This is a genomic window from Nesterenkonia sphaerica (genome assembly GCF_005771565.1).
GTDB lineage: Bacteria > Actinomycetota > Actinomycetes > Actinomycetales > Micrococcaceae > Nesterenkonia > Nesterenkonia sphaerica.
The window spans coordinates 57,632-82,515 of sequence record NZ_VAWA01000006.1 but is presented as its reverse complement, the minus strand read 5'-3'; the positions used below and the strand labels follow the sequence as shown (position 1 = coordinate 82,515).

The 24,884-nt window shown below is 67.0% G+C and carries 25 protein-coding genes; 17 read left to right on the top strand and 8 right to left on the bottom strand.

Annotated features, from left to right (window positions below; all coding sequences use genetic code 11):
• Nucleotide 1: 1 nt before the first annotated feature.
• Nucleotides 2–481: a MaoC family dehydratase gene (locus tag FEF27_RS06305; protein WP_138170001.1), complete on the top strand. Its 480-nt coding sequence runs from the start codon at nt 2–4 to the stop codon at nt 479–481.
• On the top strand, nt 468–1,322 hold the full coding sequence (locus FEF27_RS06300; RefSeq protein WP_138170000.1) for an HpcH/HpaI aldolase/citrate lyase family protein: 855 nt from the start codon (nt 468–470) through the stop codon (nt 1,320–1,322). The genes FEF27_RS06305 and FEF27_RS06300 overlap by 14 nt, the downstream gene beginning before the upstream one ends.
• Here the strand turns inward: FEF27_RS06300 and FEF27_RS06295 are convergent.
• Nucleotides 1,319–1,819 carry an NUDIX hydrolase gene (locus FEF27_RS06295; protein ID WP_138169999.1) on the bottom strand — a complete coding sequence of 167 codons (501 nt, stop codon included), beginning with the start codon at nt 1,817–1,819 and terminating at the stop codon, nt 1,319–1,321. The two genes, FEF27_RS06300 and FEF27_RS06295, sit on opposite strands and share 4 nt — an antisense overlap.
• 35 nt (nt 1,820–1,854) lie before the next feature.
• Here FEF27_RS06295 and galE point away from each other — a divergent pair, with 35 nt between their 5' ends.
• Nucleotides 1,855–2,805 (top strand): UDP-glucose 4-epimerase GalE, encoded by a 951-nt coding sequence (galE, locus tag FEF27_RS06290; protein WP_138169998.1) that lies wholly within the window; start codon nt 1,855–1,857, stop codon nt 2,803–2,805.
• Here galE and FEF27_RS06285 read toward each other — a convergent pair.
• From FEF27_RS06285 to FEF27_RS06275, 3 genes are read right to left on the bottom strand one after another with little or no spacing between them, the layout of a single operon-like run.
• Nucleotides 2,798–3,313: a prepilin peptidase gene (locus tag FEF27_RS06285; protein ID WP_166429934.1), complete on the bottom strand. Its 516-nt coding sequence runs from the start codon at nt 3,311–3,313 to the stop codon at nt 2,798–2,800. The two genes, galE and FEF27_RS06285, sit on opposite strands and share 8 nt — an antisense overlap.
• A gap of 4 nt (nt 3,314–3,317) precedes the next feature.
• A complete protein-coding gene (locus tag FEF27_RS06280; RefSeq protein ID WP_138169996.1) occupies nt 3,318–3,944 on the bottom strand; it encodes a carbonic anhydrase in 627 nt (208 codons plus the stop codon).
• Nucleotides 3,937–4,551 (bottom strand): DUF4245 domain-containing protein, encoded by a 615-nt coding sequence (locus FEF27_RS06275; RefSeq protein ID WP_166429933.1) that lies wholly within the window; start codon nt 4,549–4,551, stop codon nt 3,937–3,939. Before FEF27_RS06275 ends, FEF27_RS06280 begins: the two co-directional genes overlap by 8 nt.
• A gap of 102 nt (nt 4,552–4,653) precedes the next feature.
• Between FEF27_RS06275 and glpX the strand changes: the two genes are divergently transcribed.
• Nucleotides 4,654–5,694: a class II fructose-bisphosphatase gene (gene glpX / locus FEF27_RS06270; protein ID WP_138169994.1), complete on the top strand. Its 1,041-nt coding sequence runs from the start codon at nt 4,654–4,656 to the stop codon at nt 5,692–5,694.
• A gap of 61 nt (nt 5,695–5,755) precedes the next feature.
• Here the strand turns inward: glpX and FEF27_RS06265 are convergent, their stop codons facing one another.
• Both FEF27_RS06265 and FEF27_RS06260 read right to left on the bottom strand, forming a co-directional pair.
• Nucleotides 5,756–6,013 (bottom strand): hypothetical protein, encoded by a 258-nt coding sequence (locus tag FEF27_RS06265; protein WP_138169993.1) that lies wholly within the window; start codon nt 6,011–6,013, stop codon nt 5,756–5,758.
• A 22-nt stretch (nt 6,014–6,035) separates the two neighbouring features.
• The gene (locus FEF27_RS06260) at nt 6,036–7,178 is read right to left on the bottom strand and encodes a S8 family serine peptidase (RefSeq protein ID WP_138169992.1); all 1,143 of its coding nucleotides are present in this window, start codon (nt 7,176–7,178) and stop codon (nt 6,036–6,038) included.
• A 198-nt stretch (nt 7,179–7,376) separates the two neighbouring features.
• On the opposite strand from FEF27_RS06260, the gene FEF27_RS06255 reads away from it, so the two are divergent.
• From FEF27_RS06255 to FEF27_RS06235, 5 genes are all read left to right on the top strand, one after another.
• The gene (locus tag FEF27_RS06255; protein WP_138170079.1) at nt 7,377–8,567 is read left to right on the top strand and encodes a 5-(carboxyamino)imidazole ribonucleotide synthase; all 1,191 of its coding nucleotides are present in this window, start codon (nt 7,377–7,379) and stop codon (nt 8,565–8,567) included.
• Nucleotides 8,564–9,130, top strand: coding sequence for a 5-(carboxyamino)imidazole ribonucleotide mutase (gene purE / locus FEF27_RS06250; protein ID WP_138169991.1), 567 nt, complete (start codon nt 8,564–8,566; stop codon nt 9,128–9,130). The genes FEF27_RS06255 and purE overlap by 4 nt, the downstream gene beginning before the upstream one ends.
• On the top strand, nt 9,127–10,815 hold the full coding sequence (locus FEF27_RS06245) for an LCP family protein (RefSeq protein WP_138169990.1): 1,689 nt from the start codon (nt 9,127–9,129) through the stop codon (nt 10,813–10,815). Before purE ends, FEF27_RS06245 begins: the two co-directional genes overlap by 4 nt.
• A gap of 121 nt (nt 10,816–10,936) precedes the next feature.
• Nucleotides 10,937–12,058: a mannose-6-phosphate isomerase, class I gene (gene manA / locus FEF27_RS06240; RefSeq protein ID WP_166429931.1), complete on the top strand. Its 1,122-nt coding sequence runs from the start codon at nt 10,937–10,939 to the stop codon at nt 12,056–12,058.
• Nucleotides 12,058–12,579, top strand: coding sequence for a GtrA family protein (locus FEF27_RS06235; protein ID WP_138169988.1), 522 nt, complete (start codon nt 12,058–12,060; stop codon nt 12,577–12,579). Before manA ends, FEF27_RS06235 begins: the two co-directional genes overlap by 1 nt.
• Here the strand turns inward: FEF27_RS06235 and FEF27_RS06230 are convergent.
• Nucleotides 12,560–13,315, bottom strand: coding sequence for a TIGR03089 family protein (locus FEF27_RS06230; RefSeq protein WP_138169987.1), 756 nt, complete (start codon nt 13,313–13,315; stop codon nt 12,560–12,562). The two genes, FEF27_RS06235 and FEF27_RS06230, sit on opposite strands and share 20 nt — an antisense overlap.
• A gap of 184 nt (nt 13,316–13,499) precedes the next feature.
• On the opposite strand from FEF27_RS06230, the gene FEF27_RS13775 reads away from it, so the two are divergent.
• The 6 genes from FEF27_RS13775 (at nt 13,500) to ahcY (ending at nt 21,582) form a co-directional block, all read left to right on the top strand.
• A complete protein-coding gene (locus FEF27_RS13775; RefSeq protein WP_138169986.1) occupies nt 13,500–14,048 on the top strand; it encodes a WhiB family transcriptional regulator in 549 nt (182 codons plus the stop codon).
• A 33-nt stretch (nt 14,049–14,081) separates the two neighbouring features.
• Nucleotides 14,082–17,669 (top strand): glycosyltransferase family 2 protein, encoded by a 3,588-nt coding sequence (locus FEF27_RS06220; RefSeq protein WP_138169985.1) that lies wholly within the window; start codon nt 14,082–14,084, stop codon nt 17,667–17,669.
• Nucleotides 17,666–19,429: a DUF5719 family protein gene (locus FEF27_RS06215; RefSeq protein WP_138169984.1), complete on the top strand. Its 1,764-nt coding sequence runs from the start codon at nt 17,666–17,668 to the stop codon at nt 19,427–19,429. The genes FEF27_RS06220 and FEF27_RS06215 overlap by 4 nt, the downstream gene beginning before the upstream one ends.
• Before the next feature lie 58 nt (nt 19,430–19,487).
• Entirely contained in the window at nt 19,488–19,850 is a 363-nt protein-coding gene (locus tag FEF27_RS06210) for a DUF3499 domain-containing protein (RefSeq protein WP_138169983.1), read from the top strand.
• A gap of 92 nt (nt 19,851–19,942) precedes the next feature.
• Nucleotides 19,943–20,113, top strand: a complete 171-nt coding sequence (locus FEF27_RS13315; protein WP_166429930.1) for a Trm112 family protein — start codon at nt 19,943–19,945, stop codon at nt 20,111–20,113.
• The gene (gene ahcY / locus FEF27_RS06205; RefSeq protein ID WP_138169982.1) at nt 20,110–21,582 is read left to right on the top strand and encodes an adenosylhomocysteinase; all 1,473 of its coding nucleotides are present in this window, start codon (nt 20,110–20,112) and stop codon (nt 21,580–21,582) included. The genes FEF27_RS13315 and ahcY overlap by 4 nt, the downstream gene beginning before the upstream one ends.
• A gap of 46 nt (nt 21,583–21,628) precedes the next feature.
• Here the strand turns inward: ahcY and FEF27_RS06200 are convergent, their stop codons facing one another.
• Complete coding sequence (locus tag FEF27_RS06200) at nt 21,629–22,441, bottom strand: RDD family protein (RefSeq protein WP_138169981.1); 813 nt, start codon at nt 22,439–22,441, stop codon at nt 21,629–21,631.
• On the opposite strand from FEF27_RS06200, the gene FEF27_RS06195 reads away from it, so the two are divergent.
• The gene (locus tag FEF27_RS06195; RefSeq protein ID WP_424991670.1) at nt 22,440–23,456 is read left to right on the top strand and encodes a stage II sporulation protein M; all 1,017 of its coding nucleotides are present in this window, start codon (nt 22,440–22,442) and stop codon (nt 23,454–23,456) included. The genes FEF27_RS06200 and FEF27_RS06195 overlap by 2 nt on opposite strands.
• A gap of 101 nt (nt 23,457–23,557) precedes the next feature.
• Nucleotides 23,558–24,814, top strand: a complete 1,257-nt coding sequence (locus FEF27_RS06190) for a lipoprotein intramolecular transacylase Lit (protein ID WP_138169980.1) — start codon at nt 23,558–23,560, stop codon at nt 24,812–24,814.
• The last annotated feature ends 70 nt before the right edge of the window (nt 24,815–24,884 follow it).

The following is a 24,884-nucleotide window of genomic DNA, read 5'->3' as shown; positions in this document are numbered from 1 at the left end:
GATGGGCACCGTCCAGCAGCGCGGGCTGTACTTTGATGAGCTCGAGGTCGGTACGGTGTTCAAACACGCGCCGGGGCGCACCGTCACCGAGGCGGACAACGTCTTTTTCACCACCCTGACCATGAACACCCAGTCGCTGCACCTTGACGCGCACTGGTCCGCGGAGCAGCCCTTCGGCAGGCCGCTAGTGAACTCGATGTTCACTCTGGCCACCCTGGTGGGCTCCTCCGTAGCACAGCTGACTCAGGGAACTATTGTGGCCAATCTGGGGTTCGAGTCGGTGAACTTCCCGCACCCGCTCTACCCGGGGGATACGCTCTACTCCGAATCTGAGATTCTGCGCAAGCGCGCCTCTGCCTCTCGGCCGGGCCAAGGTATTGTCACCGTCAGACATACCGGACGCAACCAGGACGGCACGGTGGTGGCCGAGTGCACCCGCCACGTGCTGATGTGGATGAAGGAGCATCATGAGCACACGTGAGACCGCGGGGTTCCTGCTGGGCCCTGCGCTGCTGTTCTGTCCGGCCGACCGACCGGACAGGTTCGCCAAAGCCGCCGAGCGCTCAGACGCGGTGATCCTCGACCTCGAAGATGCGGTGGCCCCGGCCGACCGCACCCGGGCTCGTGAGGCGGTCGCCGACTATCTCCACGGCGCTGATGCGGCAACCGCGCGGCGCACCGTGGTGCGGGTCAATCCCAGCGCAGGCGCGGATTTCGCTGCTGACATGCAGATGCTGAGCACTCATCAGCCACCACACATCATGCTCGCCAAGACTGAGAGTGCCGAGGATATCCAGGCGGTGCACCGCAGCCTGCCTCATGCCGGGGTGATTGCGCTGTGTGAGACCGCTGCCGGGGCGGCCGCAGCCGCGCAGATCGCCGAGCACCCGGCCACCACCGCCATCATGTGGGGCGCGGAAGACCTCGTGGTCTCGCTCGGCGGGACATCCTCGCGGCACGCTGACGGAACCTACCGGGACATCGCCCGGCACGTGCGCAGCACCATCCTGCTGGCCGCAGCCTCCCGCGGGAAGGCCGCAGTGGATGCGATCTACGCTGATATTTCCGACACTGCGGGATTGGCGGCGGAAGCAGCCGACGCGGTGGGCAGCGGATTCGCGGCCAAGGCCTGTATCCACCCCAGCCAAGTCAGCACTATTCGGCAGGCGTACCGTCCGACCGCGGAGGAGGCGGAGTACGCTGCCGCTCTGCTGGAGGAGTCCAGACACCATGGCGGTGCCTTCCAGTTCCGCGGCAGCATGGTCGACGCGCCGCTGCTGCGGCACGCTGAGCGGATCACCGAGCGCGCGCTCGCAGGCTAAGGGTCGAAGGCGGTCGGGGCTCCGGCGTCCAGCGCGGCCGCGATGCTCTGTCGATGCTGCCGGGTGAGGGGCTCCGGCAGCTCCGACGTCGAGAACCACCCCACCTGGGTCGACTCATCGTCTGCCACTCGGGGTGCGCCGGAGACATACTCCATCTCGAAGCATATGTCGGTGAATCGGCACCGGTCACCATTGGGGTAGACGACCAATCCGTGGTCGGCCACGCTGGCCACCCGCACCGGCCGCGCGCTCACACCCGTTTCTTCGGCGACCTCCCGCACCGCCGCGGTCGCCGGGCTTTCCCCGGGTTCGAGGATGCCTGAGGTGGCACTCCAGTCTCCGTTATCGGCACGTCTGACCAGCAGCACCTCAGGATCAGCTAACGGGGCGGCGTCCTCGCCCACCCGCCGGAGCACCACTGCGGTGACAGCCGGCAGCAGAAGCTCCTTATGCCCGATGTCGCGGCGAAGGTCCTGGATATATTCCGGAGTGGGCATGGAATCTACTGTATCGGCGCAGTAGTGTGAATCACGTGAAACTACTGGTGACTGGCGGCGCCGGGTACATCGGTGCGGTGGTGACGCAACAACTCCAGCGCAAGGGTCACTGCGTCGAGGTTCTGGACAACCTTTCGACAGGTCATGCAGACGTGCAGCTGCCTGGTGCCGTATGGCACGAGGGTGACATCAGCGATGCGGGTCAAGTGTTAGATCCCAGTTTCGATGGTGTGGTGCACCTGGCAGCGAAGTCGCTGGTGGGGGAATCGGTGGAGCATCCGGAACGGTATTGGCACGGGAACATTGTGTCTTCACTGCGCCTGATCGACGCTATGCGCGACGCCGGTGTGCCCCGCATGGTATTTTCCTCCACTGCCGCCGTTTGCGGGGAGCCAGGCGTAGACAAGATCACCGAGGACGTGCCGCCCTGCCCCACGAACCCCTATGGTGCGTCAAAACTGGCGATCGACCATATGCTCACTGCGGAGGCCCAGGCCCACGGGTTGGCTGCGGTGAGTCTGCGGTACTTCAACGTGGCCGGAGCCTCCGGCGCTCTCCGAGAACGTCACGATCCCGAAACGCATCTTATTCCCAACCTGCTCCGAGTGGCCTTGGGTGAAAGCTCGGAAGCAAAGATATTCGGCACCGACTATCCGACCCGGGATGGTACCGCCATTCGTGACTACATCCACGTCGTGGATCTTGCCGATGCTCACGTGCGAGCGTTGCATACTGCGGCCAGCGGCCAGCACGCGGTCTACAACCTTGGTACCGGTACTGGGACATCCGTCCGGGAAATCCTCGACACGGTGCGCGAAGTGACCGGGTGCAACATACCTGTGGTGGAGGCTCCCCGCCGTGCGGGCGATCCTGCCGTACTCGTGGCCTCCGGAGATCGCGCAGCCCTCGAATTAGGATGGTTCCCTGAGCGGGATATCCGGCAGATGGTGAGCGACGCTTGGACCGCTCTGCAGCGGTTCAGCTGAGAATCAGGGCAGCCGCGCTGCCGATGATGAGGAACGGGCCGAAGGCGATGCGGGTGGTGGAGCTCGCCCGCCGCGACAGCAGCAGCCAGACGGAGATGAGTCCGCCCAAGAGGAACGTCAGTGCCACACCCGCGGCGAAAACCTCCCAGCCGAAGAATCCGGTGTGCAGCCCCAGCACCACCGCCAGTTTCACATCGCCCATGCCGATGGCCGGCGGATGCAGCAGCCGCACCACGAAGAACAGCACCGCCCACCCCAGCCCTGCGGCCACGGCGCGGCCCAAACTCGCGGTGTCCCCCAGCAGGAAGGTCACCAGGACCAACAGCCCCGCGGTGAATGCCGCCCAGGGGTAGACAATCCGGTTCGGCAGGCGGTGCTGCTGGATATCGATGAATGCCAGCGCGGTCCCGCACACTCCGAAGACGATGCCGCCGATAAGCAGCAGCAGCCCCGCCACCAGCTGTGCGGCCTCGCCGGAGGAGAGCAGACCACCGAGGTAGGAGACCACGGGTCTAGAGATCCCCCATCCGCGAGACCACATCAGCCCGGCCCTCGGCGAGCCGGTAGGTCACCCCGATGACGGCGGTGCGGCCGGCAGTGACCGCCTCATGCAGCACCCGCGAGTGGTCGAGAATCCGCAGTGCGGTCTGTTGGACATGCTCCTCGACCGTGTCGTTCACTGAGGAGGTACCTGCCCGCTGAGCACTGAGCACCGAGGGGAAGATTCGTTCAACGAGGCTGCGCACGTACCCGCTGGGCAGGGTGCCGCTCTCGGCTGCCTGCCACGCGGCAGTCACCGCCCCGCAGGAATCGTGGCCGAGCACCACGATCAGCGGCACGTGGAGGACGTCGACGCTGAATTCCAGGGAGCCCATCACTGCGTCGTCGATGACCTGACCGGCGGTGCGGACCACAAACACGTCCCCGAGGCCGACGTCGAAAATGATCTCGGCAGCCAGCCGTGAGTCAGAGCATCCGAAGATCGCTGCAACCGGATGCTGAGACTCGGTCAGCGATGACCGGCGAGCGGCGTTCTGGTTGGGGTGGCAGACATCGCCGCTGACGAAGCGGGCATTGCCCTTGCGGAGAAGCTCCCAGGCCTCTGCCGGCGTGGGCTGCTGCGCTGCCCCCTCAGTCATCGTTGTTCTGGGCGTCGTCGTGCTCCGGGACTTCACGGTCAATGGCCTCCACGATGGCCTCCAGGCCTGCCTCAACTTCGGTGTCCTGGGCGTCAGTGGTGATCACCACTGTGGTGCCGTCCAGGGTGTTCTCCTCCGACTCCAGCACAAAGTAGCGCCGATCTCCGGCTTCCCGGACCTCCAAGCGCAGGTCCTCCACCGTCACCGACCCCGTGGCCGGCGCCATCTGGGTCTCCGCATTCACCCAGGACGGGTTGGCGTTGTCGGACTGCGCGAAGCCCAAGAAGTTGACCGCATCGGTGGTGTACCCGACCTCCCACACGTCCACGCCATGTTCGGCGCGGGTCTCCCACCGGGCGTAGTTGGCCGTCCAACCCTCCGGCACGTTTGCGGCGATAGGGGAGTAGTCGGTGACCCCGTCGGTCCAGACGGCGGCCTCGTGCACGTCCTCATCCCTGCTGTAGGTGACATCCGGCTCAGGATTCATGAACCAGAAGACTGCCAAGATGCCTGAGAGTACGACCATGGTGAGGACCATGCCCATCATCGGGGTGCGCAGACGCTGTGCCTGAGCCGGGGTGATCTGTACGGGGCGCTCATCATTCACGTCCCCCATTGTCTCATTAGCACCAGAAGTCCCAGCCGATATGCTGGGGGCAGCCGGCCAAAGAGGGCGGGCGCATCAAGAGCCTTGGGAAGGTGGACCACCGTGACCGCACAGAGACACGCCCAGCGGGAGGACGATTTCTCACACCTGAATCCGCGCCTCGCTGTGGGAGATGACGAACCGGACCGTAACCTGGCGCTGGAGCTGGTGCGGGTCACCGAGGCCGCGGCCATCGCCGGGGGTGCTTGGGTCGGCAAAGGCGACAAGAACGGGGCCGACGGGGCCGCCGTGGACGCCATGCGTTCCCTCCTGGAGACCGTCAACCTCAACGGTGTGGTGGTCATCGGCGAGGGCGAGAAGGACGAGGCGCCCATGCTGTTCAACGGTGAACGTGTGGGCAATGGGGCCGGCCCGGAGGCTGATGTCGCAGTTGATCCCATTGATGGCACCCGGCTGACCGCCTTGGGGTACGACAATGCGCTGGCAGTGCTGGCGGTCTCCGAGCGCGGCTCGATGCTCGATCCCTCAGCCGTGTTCTACATGGACAAGCTGGTCACCGGGCCCGAGGCCGCTGACATGGTGGACCTCCGGCTCCCGGTGAAACAGAACCTGCACCTGATTGCCAAGGCCACCGGCAAGAGCGTGGACCAGCTCAACGTGTGCGTGCTGGACAGGCCGCGGCACTCCAAGCTGGTGGAGGAGATTCGTGAAGCGGGCGCCCGGACCCGTTTCATCATGGACGGGGATGTGGCCGGTGGGATCGCAGCTGCCCGCCCCGGCACCGGAGTGGATGTGCTGATGGGAACCGGGGGCACACCCGAGGGGATCGTCACCGCCTGCGCCATCCGTGCAGTCGGCGGCGTCATCCAGGGCCGGCTGGCGCCGAAGGACGATGAGGAGAAGCAGCGGGCACTCGACGCCGGGCACGACGTCGACCAGATCCTGAGCACCCAGGACCTGGTGAGTTCGGACAACTGTTACTTCGCGGCCACCGGCATCACAGACGGTGACCTGCTGCGCGGAGTCCGCTATGAGGGCGACCGGGTGACCACCCAGTCCATTGTGATGCGCGCCAAGTCCGGGACAGTACGGATAGTGCAGGCGGAGCACCAACGTCGCAAATGGCAGTCCTACACCAGGTGAGCGGTTTCACCCCCTCCGCGCGGGTGGCCCCGGCAAGCGGCCTGCCGGGGCGCCGCACCGCTCATTGGATGTCAGCATCAGGAGGCGCGGCCCTGTAACGGTGCACCGCATCGACAGCGGTGACTCCGGTAACAGACGCCAAAGCACCGCGGACTGAGTCCGCGGATGCGTGCGCCGCAGATGTACATCCGGTCACCTGACCGAGACTGCGCAGTACGCCGCTGGGCCGGAACCCGACTGATTCCAGGTCGGCGATGACGTCGTCGAGGTGTGTCAGGTACACGTCGGCGACAGTGACGACCCACTCCTGCTCTGTCATGCTCGATTGGTCCGTTCCGGCTTCACCAGCTCGGCGTCTCCGGTGCTTTGGCCAATCCGGCCCCCACATCCAACGGATCCTCTTGCGGCAGCGCAGCGACATGGTCCAGCAGACGATCCCACAGATCTTGACCGCGAACTCCAGTAGCCCCGCAGATCAGAGCCGCAAGCCCCGCGACATGGGGAGCCGCCATAGAAGTACCGCTGATACTGCGGTACCGCTCTGGTTCCGGCCACGCCGAGTGGACTTCCACCCCGGGAGCGGCGACATTCACCTCACCACCGTCATGGGGAGAAGAACGTGCAGAGAAGTCAGCCGTGCGCAGATCCGGCCCCACTGCCGCCACGGCCAACACGTAGGGGCTGTTGGCAGGGGCTCCGACGAATCCTGGATCACCGGCGCTGCGCTGGGCGTTGTTTCCGGCCGCGGCGATCACCAGGGCGCCCTGCTCCAGTGCCCGGCGCCCAGCTGCCACATACGGCGGGTGGACCTCCCGGACATCGGCCCCCAGAGACATGGAGATGATGTGGCACTCGTTCTGCAGGGCCCAGTCGATACCGGCGAGGATTGTGGTGTCTGATCCGCTGCCCTCATCACCCAGGACCTTTCCCGCGTACAGCTCAGCCTCTGGGGCGACTCCATACCCTGGACCGGAGGAAGGTGCCCACGGACCGCAGGCCGTGCCCGCACAGTGCGTACCATGGCCGTGTGCATCATAGGGCCCCTCGCCCGGGACAAAAGACTGCGTCACCACTGCCCGTGCCGAGAAGTCCGGATGATGACGGTCGAGACCCGTGTCAAGTACTGCGACTCGGACACCGGCTCCGGATTGCCCGGCCGCCCGGGCAGCGTCGATTCCCACCGCCTGCAGCCCCCAGGTCAAATCCGCGGTATCTGAGAACGGCGGCGCACCGGGTCGCACTGAGGCCTCGCCCCCGGAGATCGCGTGATACGTCAGCTCCTGCGTGAAAGTCATGGGGCGCCGAAGCTCGCCACACCGTGCGCGGAGGCTCGCCAACTGGTCGCGCTCTCCGTCAACCACGCCGATGCCCAAACGCGGGAAATACGTGTCAGTCGAGAATCCGTAGCCGGCAAGCAGCTCGGGAGCCTCCGACTCAAGGACGCCTGCATCAGGGGTGTCGAAAGTCACGACATACCGCGCCATATGTGACCCCTCTCCTTCACATCGGTTCTGAACACCACACGCTTGAATATAGGAGGGTAGTCTCCATATTCGCCGGGCGTGCGATCCCGCAGGCGGTGTGGTGATTGCCGCACAGCGCCGACCCGTGCCACATAATGGGGGACTGTGAATACTTCTGTGCCAAGAATCGGAGTGCTGGGCGACGGGCAGCTGGCGCGCATGATGGCTCCGGCGGCCACCGAACTCGGCGTCGAACTGCACCTACTAGCTGGCTCAGCAGAGGCCTCGGCAGCTCAAGTGATCTCTCGAACCACCCTGGGAGACTTCCGCAGCGCTGAGGATGTGCTGGCTTTCGCGAAGGGCCTGGATGTCATCACCTTCGACCACGAGCATGTGCCCGCAGAGGTGCTGAGTGCGCTGGTGGACTCCGGTGCCACCCTGAATCCGGCCCCGGAGGCGCTGCGCTACGCCCAGGACAAGTTGGCTATGCGCCGAGCCGTGGATGAGCTGGGACTGCCCAATCCGCGCTGGGCGGAGGTGCACACCGCGCAGGAGCTGAGGGCCTTCGGCAACTCCGTGGGGTGGCCGCTGGTGTTGAAGACTCCGCGTGGAGGCTATGACGGCAAGGGCGTGCTGGTGCTCGACGACGCGGCCGCAGCCGACTCTGCCGCAGTCACCGCCTGGTTTGACCGTGCAGAGCGGGAGCACACCGGCCTGCTGGCTGAGCAGAAGGTCCCCTTCACTCGGGAACTCTCCGCCCAGGTAGCCCGCCGCCCCTCCGGAGCCACCGCTGCCTACCCGGTGGTCGAGTCCACCCAGACCCACGGTGTCTGCGATGAGGTCATCGCACCGGCACCGGCGACCTCACCGACTCACCTGGCAGAGGCCGAACGCATCGCCACCACCATTGCCGAGCGGCTGGGGGTAACCGGCATGCTGGCAGTGGAGCTTTTCGAGATTGCCGAGGGTGATGGTGTGGCGGGCACGCCCCCGGGGGTCTACGTCAATGAATTGGCTATGCGTCCGCACAACTCCGGGCACTGGACCATGGACGGCTCTGTCACCAGCCAGTTCGAGCAGCACCTGCGTGCGGTCCTGGATTTGCCGCTGGGAGCCACCGCCGTCACGGGAGGTCCCGGCGGTTACGTGGTGATGAAGAACATCCTGGGCGGCGCCAACCAAGACCTACACTCCGCGCTGGCAGCGGCTATGCGCCGGTCTCCGGCCTCCAAAATCCACCTGTACGGCAAACAGCCCACACCGGGGCGCAAGGTCGGTCACGTCAATATGCTCTCCCAGACCCACCAGCGCGATGAGCCCCATGATGCCAGGCGCGCCCGTCTGGACCGCACCCGCAAGGACGTTGCCGGGACCGCTCACATTCTCGTCGAGGGAGAGGTAGGGGCATGAGCGTCGCGTCCGACCAGAGCCCGCCGCAGGTCGGCATCGTCATGGGGTCCAACTCGGACTGGCCCGTGATGAAGGCCGCCGCCGAAACACTCGACGAATTCGGCATCGCTTTTGAAGCCGACGTCGTCTCTGCACACCGCATGGCCGCGGAGATGCTCGACTACGGTGCCGAAGCCCACGCCCGGGGCTTGCGGGTGCTGATCGCCGGAGCAGGCGGGGCCGCCCATCTGCCCGGAATGCTGGCCTCTGTCACTCCGCTGCCGGTGATCGGGGTGCCGGTGCCGCTTGCCCACTTCGACGGTCTGGACTCGCTGCTGTCCATCGTGCAGATGCCCGCAGGGGTGCCGGTGGCGACGGTCTCGGTGGGGGGCGCGCGCAACGCTGGACTCCTGGCAGTGCGCACCCTGGCTGCTGGAACCGACCAGCAGGCAGCCGACCTGCGGGAGAAACTTCAGGCCTTTCAGGCGCAATTGGCCGATCAGGCGTATGCCAAGGGTGAGGCACTGCGCACCGAGGCCGCCCAGCTGGGGTCCTTCCGGACACGGGGTGGGCTCCGGAGGTGATCACACCGAGCATCACGTACCACGAGTTCCAGGGCGGCAACGACGCACTGCGCAACCCTCGCTCCGCCAGCGAACGGGAACGCACCAAACGAGCTTGCATACTGACCCTGCTGACCCTGCTGGTCCCCGGCGGGGCGCAGATCGCAGTGGGCTCACGCGGACTCGGTCGTATAGCACTGGCTGTCACCGTCGGTTGTTGGTTCACCGCACTGCTGGGCCTGGCCATGTACTTCACCATGCGTTCGGTGCTTCTGGGTGCTCTGACCCAGCCGTTCGTGATGTGGGCTGGGTCGATACTGCTGGCCGGTCTGGCTATCGGCTGGTTCATTCTGTGGCTGGACACCCTGCGGCTGATCCGGATCGGACAGCTGCCCAAAGGGTTCAAGCCGATCCTGGCGGTGGTGACCGTGGCGCTGATGGTCCTCACCTCCGGCGGACTGGCCTACGCAGGTCACATCCTCAACGAGGGACGCCAGGCCCTGGCGGGGATCTTCAGCGACGGAGCGGCCATGGCTGCCGAGGAAGGTCGGTACAACTTCCTGCTGATCGGCGCCGATGCCGGTGAGGGCCGGCAGGGGCTGCGCCCTGACTCCATCCATGTGGTCTCGGTCAACCAATCCTCGGCGGAGACCATCATCTTCTCCATCCCGCGGAACTTCCAGAACGCCCGGTTCAGCGAGGACTCGCCCATGCGGGAGGTCTACCCCAACGGGTACAACTGCGGCAATGAATGCATCATCAACTTCCTCTACACCGAGGTTCACAACTCCTACAGCCACCTCTACCCCGAGGCGGAGGACCCGGGAGTGGAGGCCATGATGGACGCCGCCTCCGGGACACTGGATCTGCGCATGCACGGATATGTGATGGTGGACATGGACGGTTTCGCCGAGCTGATCGATGCGATGGGGGGAATCACCGTGGAGTCCGAAGGGTGGGTGCCCTACCGCGGACGGCATCCCGAGACCAACCAATGGGGCGACCGGTGGTTTGAACCCGGCACCCTGGAGCTCGACGGCGACGACGCACTCTCCTTCGCCCGCTCACGCACCTTCAGTCACGACTACGCCCGCATCCAGCGCCAGCAGTGCGTCCAGCAGGCGATGATCGGTCAGTTCTCCCCGCAGACGCTGCTGACGCGCTTCACCGAGCTGATGGCCGCTGGGGAGAACCTGGTGGACACCAACCTGCCGCAGTCCCAGCTGGGCAGTCTGCTGGACCTCGCGGCGAAGGCCCAGGAGCATGAGCCGCAGCGGCTGACACTCGGCGCCCCTGACTTCGGACGCTCCGGTGAGCTCTTCTCCACCTATCCCGACTTCGACCAGATCCACACCCGGGTGGATGAGCTCATCGCCCGCGAAGGTCAAGGCGACGACGACAACGGGGCCGACGACGCCGCCGAGGAGCAGCCGCAGCCGGACCCGGCACCTGATGCCGAGTCCGACGAGGCCGCAGAAGCACCTGGAACCGCGACCGAGCCCCCCGGCCCGACCCCTGAGCACAGCGACGAGGCGGTCGCCGGTGACGAACCGGATGCAGAGCCCTCGGCTGAGCCCGGGGAGGCCACCCAGCCCGACGGTTCGCCACTGACGGAGTTGTACCTCATCGACGCTCAGCAGCGCGGAGAGATTGGTGTGCTGGAAGAAGCCGCCAGCGGCAACGGTGACTGCAGCCCGGCCGGCTGAGCCGCCCGCGTCAGCAGGACACACCGGAGCCGACTGCGATCTCCACCACATTGCCGCGTTTCCTCCGCCGGCAGCCAGCTGGGCCCAGCAGGCCGCTGATAGAGTCTCAGCGGTGTTCAGAATGACAAACCCCATCCGGGAGTATGAATGGGGCTCAAGAACGGCGTTCAGCGACCTCTTCGGCTGGGCCCCCTCGGAAAACCCGCAGGCCGAGATATGGATGGGTTCGCACCCGGATGCTCCCTCCCGGCTGGAGTCCGGTGAGGTCCTCACCGATGTTCCCTTCATGGTGAAGGTCCTTGCCGCGGAGAAGCCGCTGTCCATTCAGGCGCACCCTAGCGCAGAGCACGCCCGCCGCGGCTTCGCCGCAGAGCAGTCGGCCCGCACCCCGGATGCGGCCGCCGAGCGCACCTACCGGGATCCCCACCACAAACCGGAACTTGTCTTCGCGCTCACACCGTTTGCCGCGCTGTCAGGATTCGACACCCCGGAGGCCGCTGCCGGACGGTTCGCCCAGGTCCAGCGCCTCCTCGGCGAGGCCGACCTTGCGGTGGCAGTGGAGTCCCTGTCAGCGGAGATCCTGGGTGGCGATTACGGCGCGGCGGTGCGCACCGCACTGGAGGACCCCACCGGGTTGCTCAGCGTCGCGGCGGAGGAACTGGCCATGCGGGACCCTGCCGCGGTGGAGCCTGCCCTGGCAGATACGCTGCGCCGGATCACCCCACACTTCCCCGGAGATCCCAGCATCTTCGTCGCCCTGATGCTGCACCGGACTGACCTGGCACGGGGGCATGCGCTCTACGTGCCCCCCGGAACACTGCACTGTTATCTCCACGGTGCCGCCGTGGAGGTCCAGGCCTGTTCGGACAACGTTCTCCGCGGCGGGCTGACCGCTAAACCCATCAACACCCCGGGGTTGCTCCAGATCCTCGACACATCACCGGCAGACCCGCAGCTGGTGGCCCCTGAGGTGCTGGCGCCCGGGGTGGAGCGGTACGTCACAGAAGCAGAGGAGTTTGAACTGACCTGCATCACCTTTCCGTCCGCCGGGCAGCAGTACCGCACTCACGTCGCCGGGCCCGCAGTTGCTCTGTGCACCGCCGGCGTCCTCCGCGCAGGCACGGTCTCGCTGTGCGCTGGGGAGTCGCTCTATCTCCCCGCGGGTTCGGCGGCCACCTTCAGCGCCGAGGACGCCCAGCTGCTGCTCACCCAGCCGAAACGCACAGCACAGGTGTCCGGCTGATGGGCGCACTTATGGTCAGAGGGGTGCGCCTGTTCCGGAAGCTGTGGCGGGAATTGGCCAAATTCGGCGCCGTCGGGGCGGTGGCTTTCGTCATCGACTCCACCATCTTCCTGTGGCTGATCACTGGCCCCATGGACGAATCCCACGTCAAGGCCAAAGCGATCGCGGTGGCCGTGGCCACCCTCTTCGCCTGGCTGGGCAACCGCTACTGGACGTTCCGGCGCCACCGCACCCGCACCAGGATCCGGGAGCTTGCCATGTTCGTGCTGATGAACGTCATTGGGCTGCTCATCATGTCTGGCTGCGTGGCGGTGAGCTTCTACCTCCTCGGCCTGCGCACCGAGCTGGCCTCATTCATCTCGGGCTCCATCATCGGGATGGGGCTGGCCATGTGCTTTCGGTTCGTCGCCTACAAACTGTGGGTCTTCACCGGCAGTGACGAGGGTGATACGGCGCGCGCGGCAGCCCACGCCCCGCCGTATACCGATCAGCTTCCCCAGGTCAGCGACTCTCCGAGCTGAGGCCCTCATTGCGCAGCATCTGCGCCCAAGCCTGTCCGCCCTCAGGTCCGCGATACATCACGACGACGCCCCCAGCGGCCCAGGTGCCCAGCATCTGGGCGAAACTGGCCGGACCCCACTGCGTCACCAGCAGCGGACCGTCTGTGCTGCTGGGGGGTGCCGGCGGCAGCGCCACGGGCGGCAGCGGACTCAGCAGCTGATCGGGGTGCTGGCGGGCCTCGGCGGAGAGATCAGTGACCCAGGCTGGAAGGTTCTGCCCGGTGGCCTCGGGGAACGACTCATCCACCATCCCCAGAGACACCGCCACCAGTCCCGCCCCGGCCACGGCGCTGCCTTCCGCCCACTCCACGGGACGCTCTGTAGCGACCACTGCAAGGTCGGATTGAGACACACCAGCCTCACCGGAGCTGAGTGCAGCCTCGGTGCCGGTGAACTCCACCTCGGCACCCAAGGCACCGGCTGCCAGGCCCAGTGCTGCGGCCTTCCAGTGCGGTGCCATATCAATGAGCAGCTTCTCCCCAGCATCGAGATCATGCTCGTCGGTCAGCAGCCCGATCAGCTTGGTCGCCCAATTTGCGAGCACCCGTCCGGAAAGTTCGACTCGGGCAGACGGGTCCGCGGCGCTGCCGTCATAGAAAACCAGTGCCGGCTGGGGCCGCGCCGCCAAGAAATCCATCAGGTCGGCAAAGGTCGTCGGCGCAGCGTGGGAGGAACCTCCCAGGGTCAGGGGGCACATAATGGGTCGGCTTCCTCCTCGGTGCGCTCCCCGGCGAGCGTCCGGCCGGAGAGGCTCGCACCGGGTCCGGCGGCGACTCGCCGAGGGCACTTGACGAATGTTTACTCACACCAGTGTAATTAGGTGCGAGACAAGACCGTGACGAGTGTACAAATGCAAGGAAGAGCCGGGGGAGGCCCACAACATGGGGAAGCCGCAGCGGCTGAGTGAAATCGGCCCCGAGCAGGACCGCAGAGCCGTCCGCAGAAGTGGACTCGACGTACCACCAGACTGGTTCGTGGATCCCGCAGACCCGTCAGCGGGGGATCGCCTCGAGCACGGTGCCGCACTGGAAGACCAAGCCACGGCCTTCCTCGCCTCGGCTGAGGCCGCAGCAGCCGAATCGCACAGCACGGTGACTGCACTGAGTGAGGCGCCTTCCCGCCGCACTCAGCTCAGCCCCGGCGCTGAGGACACCGCAGCGTCCATCTGGCAGGTGGGTCCGGCATTGTTGCCCGCCGAACAGGTTGAGGGAGAGCTTGCCTGGCAGGTCGATGCACTCTGCGCCCAAACCGACCCGGAGGCATTCTTCCCGGAGAAGGGCGGATCCACCCGCGATGCCAAGAAAGTCTGCGGCGCCTGCAACGTGAAGCAGGAATGCCTCGACTACGCCCTGGCAAATGACGAACGCTTCGGCATCTGGGGCGGGCTCTCCGAGCGTGAACGCCGGAAGCTGAAGAGACGAGCCCGCTGACGTGAGGCCGACCGCTCCGCACGGGGCCGCTGGGTGAGCAGGCCGGCTGCCCGCCTCCATATCGCCGCCGTCGTACTCCATGACGGCGGCGGTTTTGCGTCCCCGCAGTGGGACGCTTCCGGGCGGGCGCTCAACCTCGCAGCGGGGTTGCAGTGGCAGACTCGGCAGCCGGACAGCGTCATCGAACTCAGCTCTGCCGACTACGCCGGGCCGCAGGACCTGTCCAGGTCCCTGCACTCACGGCTGATCCGTCATCGCCGGCAGGCCAGACAGACGCTCTCCAGCGGCCCCGGGGGAGTGAAGTCCACCCCTCTGTGGCGAACTTTCGAACGGCAGCTAGGAGACGGATTTGCCCCCCGCTTCCAATGGCTGTGGATACTCCCGGCGGACACCGTGCCGGAGCCGCAAGCGCTGGAACGCCTCGAAGAGCGGATCTTCACCGTCAAGGATGAGGAGACCCACGGCACCGTCGAAGTCGTGGGGGCCAAGCAGTGGGTCGGGGGGATTGACGAGCCCCGCCTGCTCAGTGCCGGGCTGTGGGTCGCCCGCTCAGGGGAGGTGACTCCGCTGACCGAACCCAAGGAGCTGGACCAGGGTCAGTACGACGGCCGCGACGAGGTCCCCGGCGTCTCAGCCCACGGCATGATGGTGCGCGCCAGTCTGTTCGGTGACCTCGGCGGGTTCAGCCCGGAGCTGGACAGCGAATACGCCGCCGCCGAGTTCTGTGTCAGGGCACGGGAAGTCGGGGCCCGCACCGTCCTGGAGTCCGGTGCGGCAGTCCGCCGCAGCGCCGCGCCGCAGCGCGAGATGGTCCACCGGCTCGGGGGCAGTCTCCTGCTCAGTCACGCCGAGCGCAAGAGCCAGGTGCGGCTGCGGCTGAGCCACGCCCACCTGAGTCTGCTGCCCCTGCTGTGGTTGGGCCTGTGGTTCGCCGCAGCCGGACGGCTGGTGGCGCTGCTGGTGTGCAAGGCGCCCGATGCGGGGCTCTCGCAGTTCAGCAGCTCGTCCAGTGCGCTGCTGAACTGGGCGGCTGTGGCGAGGCTGCGTCGGCACCGCAGCGCAGGCCGCAAGGCTGCCCTGTCGCGACCGGAACGAGCCGGCGACTCCGCCAGACAGGTTGTCGCCAGTGGGCTCCGGGCGGTCCGTGAGTCCCGGATCAGCGGTGCCAGCCTGCGTGAGCAGCGGCGCCGGGACACCACTGCAGAGACCGTCGGCGCCACCACCGAGCGGACAGCCCCGCCGGAGGAGCGCGGTCTGCTGGAAGTCGGTGCCGGAGACGGCGAGTTCGACCAGCTGCCCGCCCGCGGATCGGGGGACCGGCTGGGTCTGTTCCTCCTGCTGACCGTGCTCACCGGAATCTCGCTGGTGGGGTACCGGGACCTGCTCACCGCGGGGGCATTGGGCGGCGGAGCGGCCGCACCCGTCTCCCCCTCGTTGAACGAGGTCTGGCACCATACCTTGTCCTTCTTGGCCGCCGATTCGCTCGGTGAGCGCGCCGCCGCGGACCCGTTCAATGCTGTGCTGCTCCTCCTGTCTGCGGTGAGTCTGGGCCACGCCTCGGCCGTGCTCCTGTGGACAGTGATTCTGGCAGCACCGCTGAGTGCGCTCACCGCGTGGTGGGCGGCCAGGCTGTGGAGCTCCACCTCTGCGCACCGGCTGATCGCCGCCCTGCTGTGGGCTCTGCTCCCGGCGCTCCAAGTCGGCGCCGGTCAGGGCCGGCTCGGGGCCGTGCTCGCGCATATCCTGCTGCCGGTGCTGGTGCTGGTCACTGTGCGTGCGGTGCGCCTGCACAGCCAGCGCCGCGCCCACGCAGGTCAGGTCACCGCGCTTCGCCTCACAGCCGGGTGGGAGACTGCTGCCGCAGCGGCTCTGCTGATGGCGGCCGTCACCGCCTCCGCGCCCGTGCTGCTGGTACCGGCGGTGCTGAGCTGCGTGGTGGGAGCCCTGCTGCTGGGCCGGCAGGGGCGGGTGCTGTGGTTGCTGCCGATTCCGGCGGTGACCATCTTCGTTCCGATGCTGGCCTCTGCCCTGGACCGTGGGTCCAGCCCCCTGGTGGCACTGATCTCCGAGCCGGGCCGACACGTGGCCGCCTCCGAGGCAGGCGCCCCTGCCCCGGTGTGGCAGCAGCTGCTGGGGTTCGCGCAGGCATTCGACCCGGCTGCGGGGCTGCCCGGTGCTGGTGGCACCGGTGCTCTGGCGTGGCTGCCTGCGATGTTGGAGGCCGACTATTGGGCGCTGCGTCTGGCGCTGCTGATCGGTGCGCCACTGCTGGTGGTGGCGGTATTGGGAATGCTGGGGGCCAGACGCCGCGGGCTGATGATGATCTGCGGCCTGACAGCCCTCGGCTTGATCGGTTATTCCTCCGTGGTGAGCCGACTGGCCGCGGGCACCGCAGGCGGCGAAGTCCTCGCCGCACACATCGGCCCGTTGGTCTCGGCGGTGACGCTGTGCCTGATAGCTGCAGCAATCAGTGCTCTGCAGCCCGGTTCGCCACCCCTGGCTGCACTCGGAGGAGTGTTCGTCCCTGTGGCCTCCACCCTGCTGGTGCTCTCCATCGCCGCCTCGGGGGTCTTCTGGGCCGCCCCTCGCCTGATGCCGACCGCTGAGCTGACGGATAGGACCGTCACCGCGGTCAACAGCGAACCGGTACTGATCGAACCGGCTGCGGTCCGGACCCTCCCGGCCACTGCGGCGGACCTGGGGACAGGACCTGCCGAAACCCGGACATTGGTGCTGTCCTCTTCGCACGAAGGGGTCACCGCTCAGCTGCGTTCCGGCGGTGGGGCGACCCTGGACAAGCACCGCAGCGCCGCCGGCCGGGGACACCTTCCGCTGTGGGCCTCGGCAACACCGCCCGAAACTGCAGCCGATTCACCCGAAACTGGCTCCGGGGAACTCAGCGACTCCGACAAGCGACTTGCTGACCTGGTGGCAAACGTCGTCGTGCCCGGTTCGGAGAACGTGGCCGACCTCGCCTTCGAACTCGGCATCGGGCATGTGCTGGTCACCCAAGGGACAGCGCTTTGTGAGGCGGTCGACACCGCCAGTGGGCTCAGCGCCGTGGGAGAGACCGACTTCGGTGCCCTGTGGCGCGTAGAATCCCAGGCCTCCGAGGACCTCGCCGCACCGGCGGAGATGGCCGGTGCCCCGACCGCCTGGGCGCGCATCGTGACCGCGGAGGGGGACCCGGTGGCTCTGCTGCCCAGCGATCACCACCGGATCTCAGCGGACCTCTCCGCGCTGGCCACCCCCGACGGCGAGGTGCTGGAGCTGGACCCGGAGACCGAGTACTACGTGCAGATCGCCGCCGAGCGCGCCGCAGGCTGGGCCGCCGCCCTGGATGGTCAGCCGCTGCGGCCGGTGACCGCATCCAGCCTGGGCCCCGGCACCGAGGAGATCCCCTGGACTCGGCAGTTCCACCTCCCGGCCAGCTTCGCCGATGACCCGCAGGGCCAGTTGGAACTGGCCCACACACCCCGTTTGCAGTACCCGATCCTGGTCTCGACCGGGGCACTGCTGCTGATCTTCGTGCTCATCGCACTGCCGCTGCCCAGAAGCTGGCGCATCCTCCCGGTGGTCTCCGATGCCCGGCTGGCACCCCGGCGGGGGGTGATGGCATGAGTTCCAGAAAGGTCAAGAAGTACCTTAAGGCGCAGCAGCGGGCCCGACGCCGCGCCCAGCGGGAACAGCCCCCCGAGGCCGGCACACCCACCTCCCCGGTGCGCAGCAGCCGCGTGGAGCGCGCTGCGCCTTCAGTGGCCATGCTCGCGGGCCTGGGCATCGTGGCTGTGGTGGCCGGCTCGGCTGCCATGTCGGGGGCCGCGGAGCCCCAGGCGCAGCCAGCGGTGATCGAACCCTATGCCGTCCCAGGACCTGCGGTGGCCGAGCGGCTGGTCTGCCCCAGGGCGCCGGGACGCCCAGAGGCTCTCTCCGAGCAAGGAGTGGTGGAGTACGCCCAGCGGGACGACTCCGTTGTTGCCAGCACCACTGCCGTGGTGTTCGCCGCGACCGACGGGAAGTTCCCCGCTGCGCAATGGATCCCGCTCGATGACCAAGGGCGCGGCGAACCCGAGACCCTGCTGGCTGAAGGCACCCGCGATGCGGCCAGTGACGGGCCGCTGGCCGACCGACCGCACATCACAGAGGAGTTCGACGCCGAACAGGGCGCGCCCCTGGTGGAGGTGGACCCCCTGCCCGGGCGCTCGCCCTCCCGCGCCCCGGTCACCGCAGCAGCATATTCCTACAGCGCAGATGCGGGGCCGGTGACCGGACTGACCGCAGGCACATGCGAGGCCCCGGCCCGCAGCCAATGGTTCCTGGGACCAGAGACAGGTGACGGGGCCAACTCGCTGCTGACCCTGACCAACCCGCACAGTCGCGACGCCACCGCCGAGGTGACCACCTACGACGCAGACGGACACACCGGCGCCTTGGGGACCACCACCGTCCTGATCCCGCAGCATTCGGTCCGGACAGTCAACCTGGCCGGACTGAGCGAGACTGACTCGGCAATTGCGGTCCATGTACAGGCCAGCGGCGCCCCGGTGGCCGGACACCTGCAATCTGCCGGCGCCGTGGGAGCAGAGGGGCTCGGCGTCGAGATGCTCCCGACCCTGCCTGGCCCCCAGCAGCAGCACATCGCGATCGGCGTCCCCGCCGGCGCGGAGGAGAACCCAGAGCTGTGGTTCTACACCCCCGGGGAGGAGGAGGCCACAGTTGAGCTCCAAGTCTTCGGCGCAGACGGCCAGGTCGAGACTGAAACTCCCGGGGTGTTCAACCTCGAGCCGGACAGCGTCGCGGTGGCGGGCCTGCACGGGCTGCCCACCGGAACCTACGACGTGGTGCTGAACTCCGATCAACCCACCTTCGCTGCAGTGCGCAGCGCAGGAGACGGCGAGCAGATCACCGTCGAGGCAGACCCGGAGACTGACCCGGTCACCGGTGAAAACGTCGATGACGAGACCGAGCAGGAACAGGAACCGATCCCGGACTTCAGCTGGGCGGCCGCAGCCGAACCGCTCGGTGCCGGCTCCGTCGGCATCCTGGCACCCGGGCAGGTGAGCGCTCTGCGGGTGCTGAACCCCGCAGCAGAGCAGCCGGCCCAAGTGAGCTATCGGCTGTTGGACAGCGCCGGCGGCCGCACTGAGGACCTGGTCATCGACGTCGACGCCGGCACCTCCGCCGAGGTCACGTACGAGGAACTGGTCGAGAGCGCTCAGGCCGCCGACCTGGAAGACCTCGCCGCGGTAGTGGTGGCCGATATTGAGGGTGAGGCCTACGGCGGAATCGTCGCCTCCAGTGAGGTCGGCGGCGTCACCTCTGCGGCGCTGGTCCCGGCCGCCCCCAGCGCTCAGCACGTCCCGCTGCGCATCGAACCGTAGGACACGGTTGAAGCAGGATCCCCACGAACCCGGCTCCCGCTGGGTAAGCTGAGTTTTCGTGGATTCCAAACGCCGTTGTACCAAGCACAGCTGCGATGCTCCTGCTGTGGCGACGCTGACCTACTCCTACGCTGACTCTACTGTGGTGGTTGGCCCCATCAGCGTCTATGCGGAGCCGCACGCCTACGATCTCTGCGCCAGCCATGCCGATGCGGTGCGCGCCCCGCGCGGCTGGGAGCTGCTGCGCTTGGACTACTCCGCCGCCGAGGACTCCACTGACGACCTGCTGGCTCTGGCGGACGCCGTCAGGGAACCTGCAGCCAGTGCCCCTGCGGCAGCCCGGCAGGCGCCGACGCCGCTGAGCGCTCCTGAACCCGGCACTGGGGTCAGCAGGGGCCACCTCCGGCTGCTGCCCGACTGAACCAGCGCACCACCGTGCCGCAGCGCGGGGGATTACGTCCGCAGATGACAGTCCGGACCGTGCCCGGGGCACAGACAGGTACCCTGGAGACCATGCCAAGCACGTCGCTGATCGACCCGCTGATAGTGCAGCTGCTGCGGTGCCCAGTCACGGGAAGCCCCCTGCGCCAGGAAGGCCAGGAGCTTGTCGCCGTGAACGACCCCCGCATCAGATACCCCATCGATCAGGGCGTCCCTATTCTGCTGAAGGATCACCATTCATGAGCTTTGACTACAAGATTGCCGACATCTCACTGCACGAGGCAGGCCGGCACCAGATTCGGCTTGCCGAACATGAGATGCCGGGCCTGATGTCCCTGCGCGAGGAGTTCGCAGCTGAGCAGCCGTTGCGGGGGGCCCGGGTGGCCGGGTCCCTGCACATGACCGTGCAGACCGCGGTGCTGATCGAAACGCTGGTCGCACTCGGCGCTGAGGTCCGGTGGGCATCCTGCAACATCTTCTCCACTCAGGACGAGGCCGCAGCAGCTGTGGTGGTGGGGCCCCACGGCACCGTGGAGGACCCGCAGGGCGTGCCGGTCTTCGCCTGGAAGAACGAGACTCTCCAGGAGTACTGGTGGACAGCGGCCCAGATATTCGCCTGGCCCGGCGTGGACGAAGACCCCACCGCCGGGGCCAATATGATCCTCGACGACGGCGGGGACGCCACGCTGTTGGTCCACAAGGGTGCTGAGTTCGAAGCCGCCGGAGGGGTCCCTTCCGCCCAGGAGGACGACCCGGAAGAGTACCGGATCATCCTCGAGACCCTGCGCCAGAGTCTGCGGGAGAATCCGCAGCGTTTCACCGGCATCGCTGGGGCCATCAAGGGCGTGACGGAGGAGACCACCACCGGAGTCAACCGGCTGTACCAGCTTGCCCGGGACGGCCGGCTGCTCTTCCCGGCCATCAACGTCAATGACTCGGTCACCAAGTCGAAGTTCGACAACAAGTACGGGGTCCGGCACTCGCTCCCGGACGGCATCATGCGTGCCACCGACGTGCTCCTCGGCGGCAAGACTGCCGTGATCTGCGGATACGGCGACGTCGGCAAAGGCAGCGCTGATGCACTGCGCGGACAGGGCGCACGCGTCATCGTCACCGAGATCGACCCGATCAACGCCCTCCAGGCGGCAATGGACGGTTACCAGGTGGCACGCCTGGACGACGTGGTGGACGAGGCGCACCTGTTCATCACCACCACCGGCGGCAAGGACCTGATCACCGCTGAGCACATGCAGCGGATGCGGGACAAAGCCATTGTGGGCAATGTGGGTCACTTCGACAATGAGATCGATATGGCCGGGCTCGCCGCCATTCCCGGAGTGCAGAAAGTGGAGATCAAACCACAGGTCCACGAATGGGTCTTCCCCCACGGCAGCTCCATCATCGTTCTCTCCGAGGGGCGGCTGCTGAACCTGGGCAACGCCACCGGCCACCCTTCGTTCGTCATGAGTTCCAGCTTCGCCAATCAGACCATCGCCCAGATCGAGCTCTTCGCCAAGTCCCACAAGGACTACAGCGGCGCCGACGCCTACGCCTCCGAGGTGTACACCCTGCCTAAGATCCTTGACGAGAAGGTGGCGCGGCTGCACCTTGACGCTCTCGGCGTCAAGCTCACTGAGCTGACCAAAGAACAGGCGGAGTACCTGGGCGTCGACGTGGCCGGCCCGTACAAGCCCGACCACTACCGGTACTGATCCACCCGGTACTGATCCACCCGGTACTGATCGACCCGGTCCTGATTCACCGGTAGGGGAGACGGTGCAGCCGCTGGTGGAGTTTCTCCGCCCGCTGCTGCTGCCGGGCCAACCGGCGGTACTCCCGGTTTCGCCTCTCCGCCATCACGGCGGTGAGGAACTCCACTGAGGAGGTGGCCGGCGGCGCGGGAGCCACATAGCGGATGACCTCACCGGCCAGCCGGTCGCTGACCGCAGTCAGGGCGGAGCGGTCGACGGTACTCCCGGCAGCCTGGACGGTGCTCAGCAGTCGTGAGGCACCAGCGGCGAGTTCATCGGGTATCCGACCGATGTCAGCCAGCTCCGCCCACGCCGCCGTCGCCGGGGGCACCGGCAGCAGTACCGGGCGCACCTTGGGGTGACGGGCGCGGATGGCGTAGGTGCCGGCCATGACATCTCCGAGGCGTTTGCCCCGTTCGGTGAACACCCCGATCAGCAGCGGCAGCAGCCCCAGGGTGAGGTATATCTCTGCAAATCCGGCCAGGCCGCGAATCAGACAGTGCCTGAAACGGACCCCGCCGCCGTCGTCCCGGACCACCCGGATCCCGAAGGCCAGCTTGCCCACGGACCGGCCGCGGCTCAGCGTCTCCACGGCCACCGGAACCACGACCAGGAACCCGATCACTGTCGCGAGGCTCAACGCCGCCGCGGCCGCCTCGCTGATCTCCAGCGTGGCACCGGTGAGCCCCAGCGCCACGAACGCCAGCACCATGGCAGTCCAATAGATGACCAGGTCCAGCAGCAGCGAGGCGCCCCGGGTGATCACCGAGACTGAGGACAGTTCCAGGGCAACTGCCTCACCGGTGACCACGTGGCGCATGGGGCCACCCTATAGTGTGGACGGCGTGGACATCGATGCCTTCGTTGCCGTGCACCAGCCGCAGTGGGACCGGCTGCACCGGCTCGCCTCGAAGCGGCGGCTCACCGCAGGCGAAGCTGACGAGATGCTCGTGCTCTATCAGCGCGCCTCGACGCACCTGTCGATGATTCAGGCCGTGGAACCGGATTCCCCGGTTGCGGCCAGGCTCTCAGTAGGTATTGGGCGTGCCCGAGCCCAGCTGACCGGCGAGGGGGAGAACGTCCTCGCCGCGCTGTCCTACTTCTTCGTGCAGGGCCTCCCTGTGGCCTTCTACAGGTTGCGCTGGCTGACGCTGATCATCGCTGCGCTGTTTTTGGGCCTCGGTGCAGCCTCAGGCTGGTGGGTCTACCACCACCCGCAGCTCGATCTGATCATGCCCCAGGCGGCGCGGGAGGCCTACGCGGACGAGGATTTCGTCAACTACTACTCAGAACATCCAAGTTCAGCGTTCGCCTCTCAGGTGTGGACCAATAATGCCTGGATCGCCGCTCAGTGCGTCGCCTTCGGCATCACCGGTCTGTGGCCGGTCTGGATCCTGGGTATCAACAGCGTTAACGTCGGGATCGCCGCCGGGGTCATGTACGAACAAGACGCTGCAGCTGACTTCTGGCTCAACATCCTCCCGCATGGGCTCATGGAGCTCACCGCAGTGTTCGTCGCCGCCGCTGCGGGGCTGCGCATCTTCTGGGCCTGGGTCGCCCCGGGGCAGAAGAAACGCCTGACCTCCATCGCGGAAGAGGCCCGCCGGCTGATCACCGTGGCCCTGGGGCTGACGCTGGTGCTGCTGGTCTCCGGCATCGTGGAGGGTTTCGTGACGCCGGCACCGTGGCCGGACTGGCTGCGCATCGGCATCGGCGCGGCGGTACTGGCTGGCTACTGGGTCTACACCTTCGTGCTCGGTGCCCGAGCCGCTGCCGCCGGAGTCTCCGGTGACCTGGGAAGATACGACTCCGGCAACCACGAGCTCACAGCGTGAGCGGAGACAATTTGGGCAACTTGCCGGGCGGGTTCCAGCACAGCGGCGGATCCTAGCTCTACTGTGTAATCAGGCCAGAACTGCGTGGAGAGGCGAACAACATGAGCCAGAACCCTGACGAACCCCGCGATAAGTCATCGCGGGAGAAGTCATTCGAGTCCGGTCTGGACTACGGTGCCTTCGCCTCGGCGGAGCCGGACTTCCCGGAGGATCACCTGGGGCAGGACGACGCCGGCACTGACGAGGACACTGCTGAGGCCTCGTCGAACCCCGCCGCAGGAGTACCTGCTCCTGCGGACCGTTCAGCGCAGCCGCGCGACGCCGAGCCCACTGAGGTGGTGCCCCCGGTGAGCCAACAACCGCGCCCGCCGGCCGGATCGGCCGAAAGCGCCCCCCAAGCAGCGCCGACCGCAGCGGAGGAACAGCGCACGACGGCGTTGCCCCGGGAGGACCCGCCAGCCCAGCGGACTGCCTCACCGGCCGTCTCACCGGCCTCGCCGGTAGCTCCTCGGCACCAGCGCTCTCCTGACCGGCCGGCCGCACGGGCCCGCCGCGGCCATGCTGTGGCAGCGCCCAACGAGGACGAGCTGCAGGAAGAGGTGGAGAAGGACAAACGCGGCGTCTCACGGTTCTTCACCGTGCTCATCGCCATCTTCACCCCGCTGATGCTTGCGGTGCTGGCGATCCGTCTGGTGGCCACCCCCGTGTTCCTGATGGTCACCTACTGGCGCCCCGGATTCCCGGACGATCCTGGCGGGTGGGATCTGCGGGAGCGTCTGCTGTACGGCTCCTACGGCACCGACTTTCTGCTCAACGCCGCCGACTCCCGGTATCTGGCTCAGCTGACCCCCAATGGGGAGCCGCTGTTCACGGACAACGAGGTCTCGCATATGGCGGATGTGAAGATACTGCTCTGGTACGCGATGATCATCGGCGCCGGACTGCTGGTGCTGACTCTGCTGATGGCACTGCTCCTGCGCGCCTGGCGCCCCGGAGGCTTCGCCCGCGGTGTCTTTGCCGGTGCCTGGGTCACCCTTGGCCTGTTGGTGGCTGTCGCTGTGCTGGCGATCCTGGACTGGCGGTTGTTCTTCACCGAGTTCCACAATCTGTTCTTCCCCCAGGGGAACTGGAGCTTCCCATCAGATTCGACCTTGATCCGGCTCTACCCGGAACAGTTCTGGATTGATGCAGGAATTTGGGTGGCGGCGCTGCTGCTGCTCTTCAGCCTCCTGGCGCTGCTGATGACCTGGCCCACCAAGCGCCGGCGGGCACACCGCGCTGAACGCCTCACGGAAGTCCAAGAGCGTAAGCGGGCCAAGCTGGAGGATGAGCTGAACAAGGCAGCAGCCGAGAGCTGACCCCGACCTCGGCAGCAGCTGACTGGGTTGTGCTCCCGCCCCCGTGAGGGCGCGGGAGCACAACCCTTCG

What these genes read in the sequence shown, in the direction of transcription:
- FEF27_RS06305 (WP_138170001.1), top strand. Translation starts at nt 2, where the DNA reads ATGGGCACCGTCCAGCAGCGCGGGCTGTACTTTGATGAGCTCGAGGTC.
- FEF27_RS06300 (WP_138170000.1), top strand. Translation starts at nt 468, where the DNA reads ATGAGCACACGTGAGACCGCGGGGTTCCTGCTGGGCCCTGCGCTGCTG.
- FEF27_RS06295 (WP_138169999.1), bottom strand. Translation starts at nt 1,819, where the DNA reads ATGCCCACTCCGGAATATATCCAGGACCTTCGCCGCGACATCGGGCAT.
- FEF27_RS06280 (WP_138169996.1), bottom strand. Translation starts at nt 3,944, where the DNA reads ATGACTGAGGGGGCAGCGCAGCAGCCCACGCCGGCAGAGGCCTGGGAG.
- FEF27_RS06265 (WP_138169993.1), bottom strand. Translation starts at nt 6,013, where the DNA reads ATGACAGAGCAGGAGTGGGTCGTCACTGTCGCCGACGTGTACCTGACA.
- FEF27_RS06260 (WP_138169992.1), bottom strand. Translation starts at nt 7,178, where the DNA reads ATGGCGCGGTATGTCGTGACTTTCGACACCCCTGATGCAGGCGTCCTT.
- FEF27_RS06255 (WP_138170079.1), top strand. Translation starts at nt 7,377, where the DNA reads ATGATGGCTCCGGCGGCCACCGAACTCGGCGTCGAACTGCACCTACTA.
- purE (WP_138169991.1), top strand. Translation starts at nt 8,564, where the DNA reads ATGAGCGTCGCGTCCGACCAGAGCCCGCCGCAGGTCGGCATCGTCATG.
- manA (WP_166429931.1), top strand. Translation starts at nt 10,937, where the DNA reads ATGACAAACCCCATCCGGGAGTATGAATGGGGCTCAAGAACGGCGTTC.
- FEF27_RS06235 (WP_138169988.1), top strand. Translation starts at nt 12,058, where the DNA reads ATGGGCGCACTTATGGTCAGAGGGGTGCGCCTGTTCCGGAAGCTGTGG.
- FEF27_RS06230 (WP_138169987.1), bottom strand. Translation starts at nt 13,315, where the DNA reads ATGTGCCCCCTGACCCTGGGAGGTTCCTCCCACGCTGCGCCGACGACC.
- FEF27_RS13775 (WP_138169986.1), top strand. Translation starts at nt 13,500, where the DNA reads ATGGGGAAGCCGCAGCGGCTGAGTGAAATCGGCCCCGAGCAGGACCGC.
- FEF27_RS06215 (WP_138169984.1), top strand. Translation starts at nt 17,666, where the DNA reads ATGAGTTCCAGAAAGGTCAAGAAGTACCTTAAGGCGCAGCAGCGGGCC.
- FEF27_RS13315 (WP_166429930.1), top strand. Translation starts at nt 19,943, where the DNA reads ATGCCAAGCACGTCGCTGATCGACCCGCTGATAGTGCAGCTGCTGCGG.
- ahcY (WP_138169982.1), top strand. Translation starts at nt 20,110, where the DNA reads ATGAGCTTTGACTACAAGATTGCCGACATCTCACTGCACGAGGCAGGC.
- FEF27_RS06195 (WP_424991670.1), top strand. Translation starts at nt 22,440, where the DNA reads ATGGGGCCACCCTATAGTGTGGACGGCGTGGACATCGATGCCTTCGTT.
- FEF27_RS06200 (WP_138169981.1), bottom strand. Translation starts at nt 22,441, where the DNA reads ATGCGCCACGTGGTCACCGGTGAGGCAGTTGCCCTGGAACTGTCCTCA.
- FEF27_RS06190 (WP_138169980.1), top strand. Translation starts at nt 23,558, where the DNA reads ATGAGCCAGAACCCTGACGAACCCCGCGATAAGTCATCGCGGGAGAAG.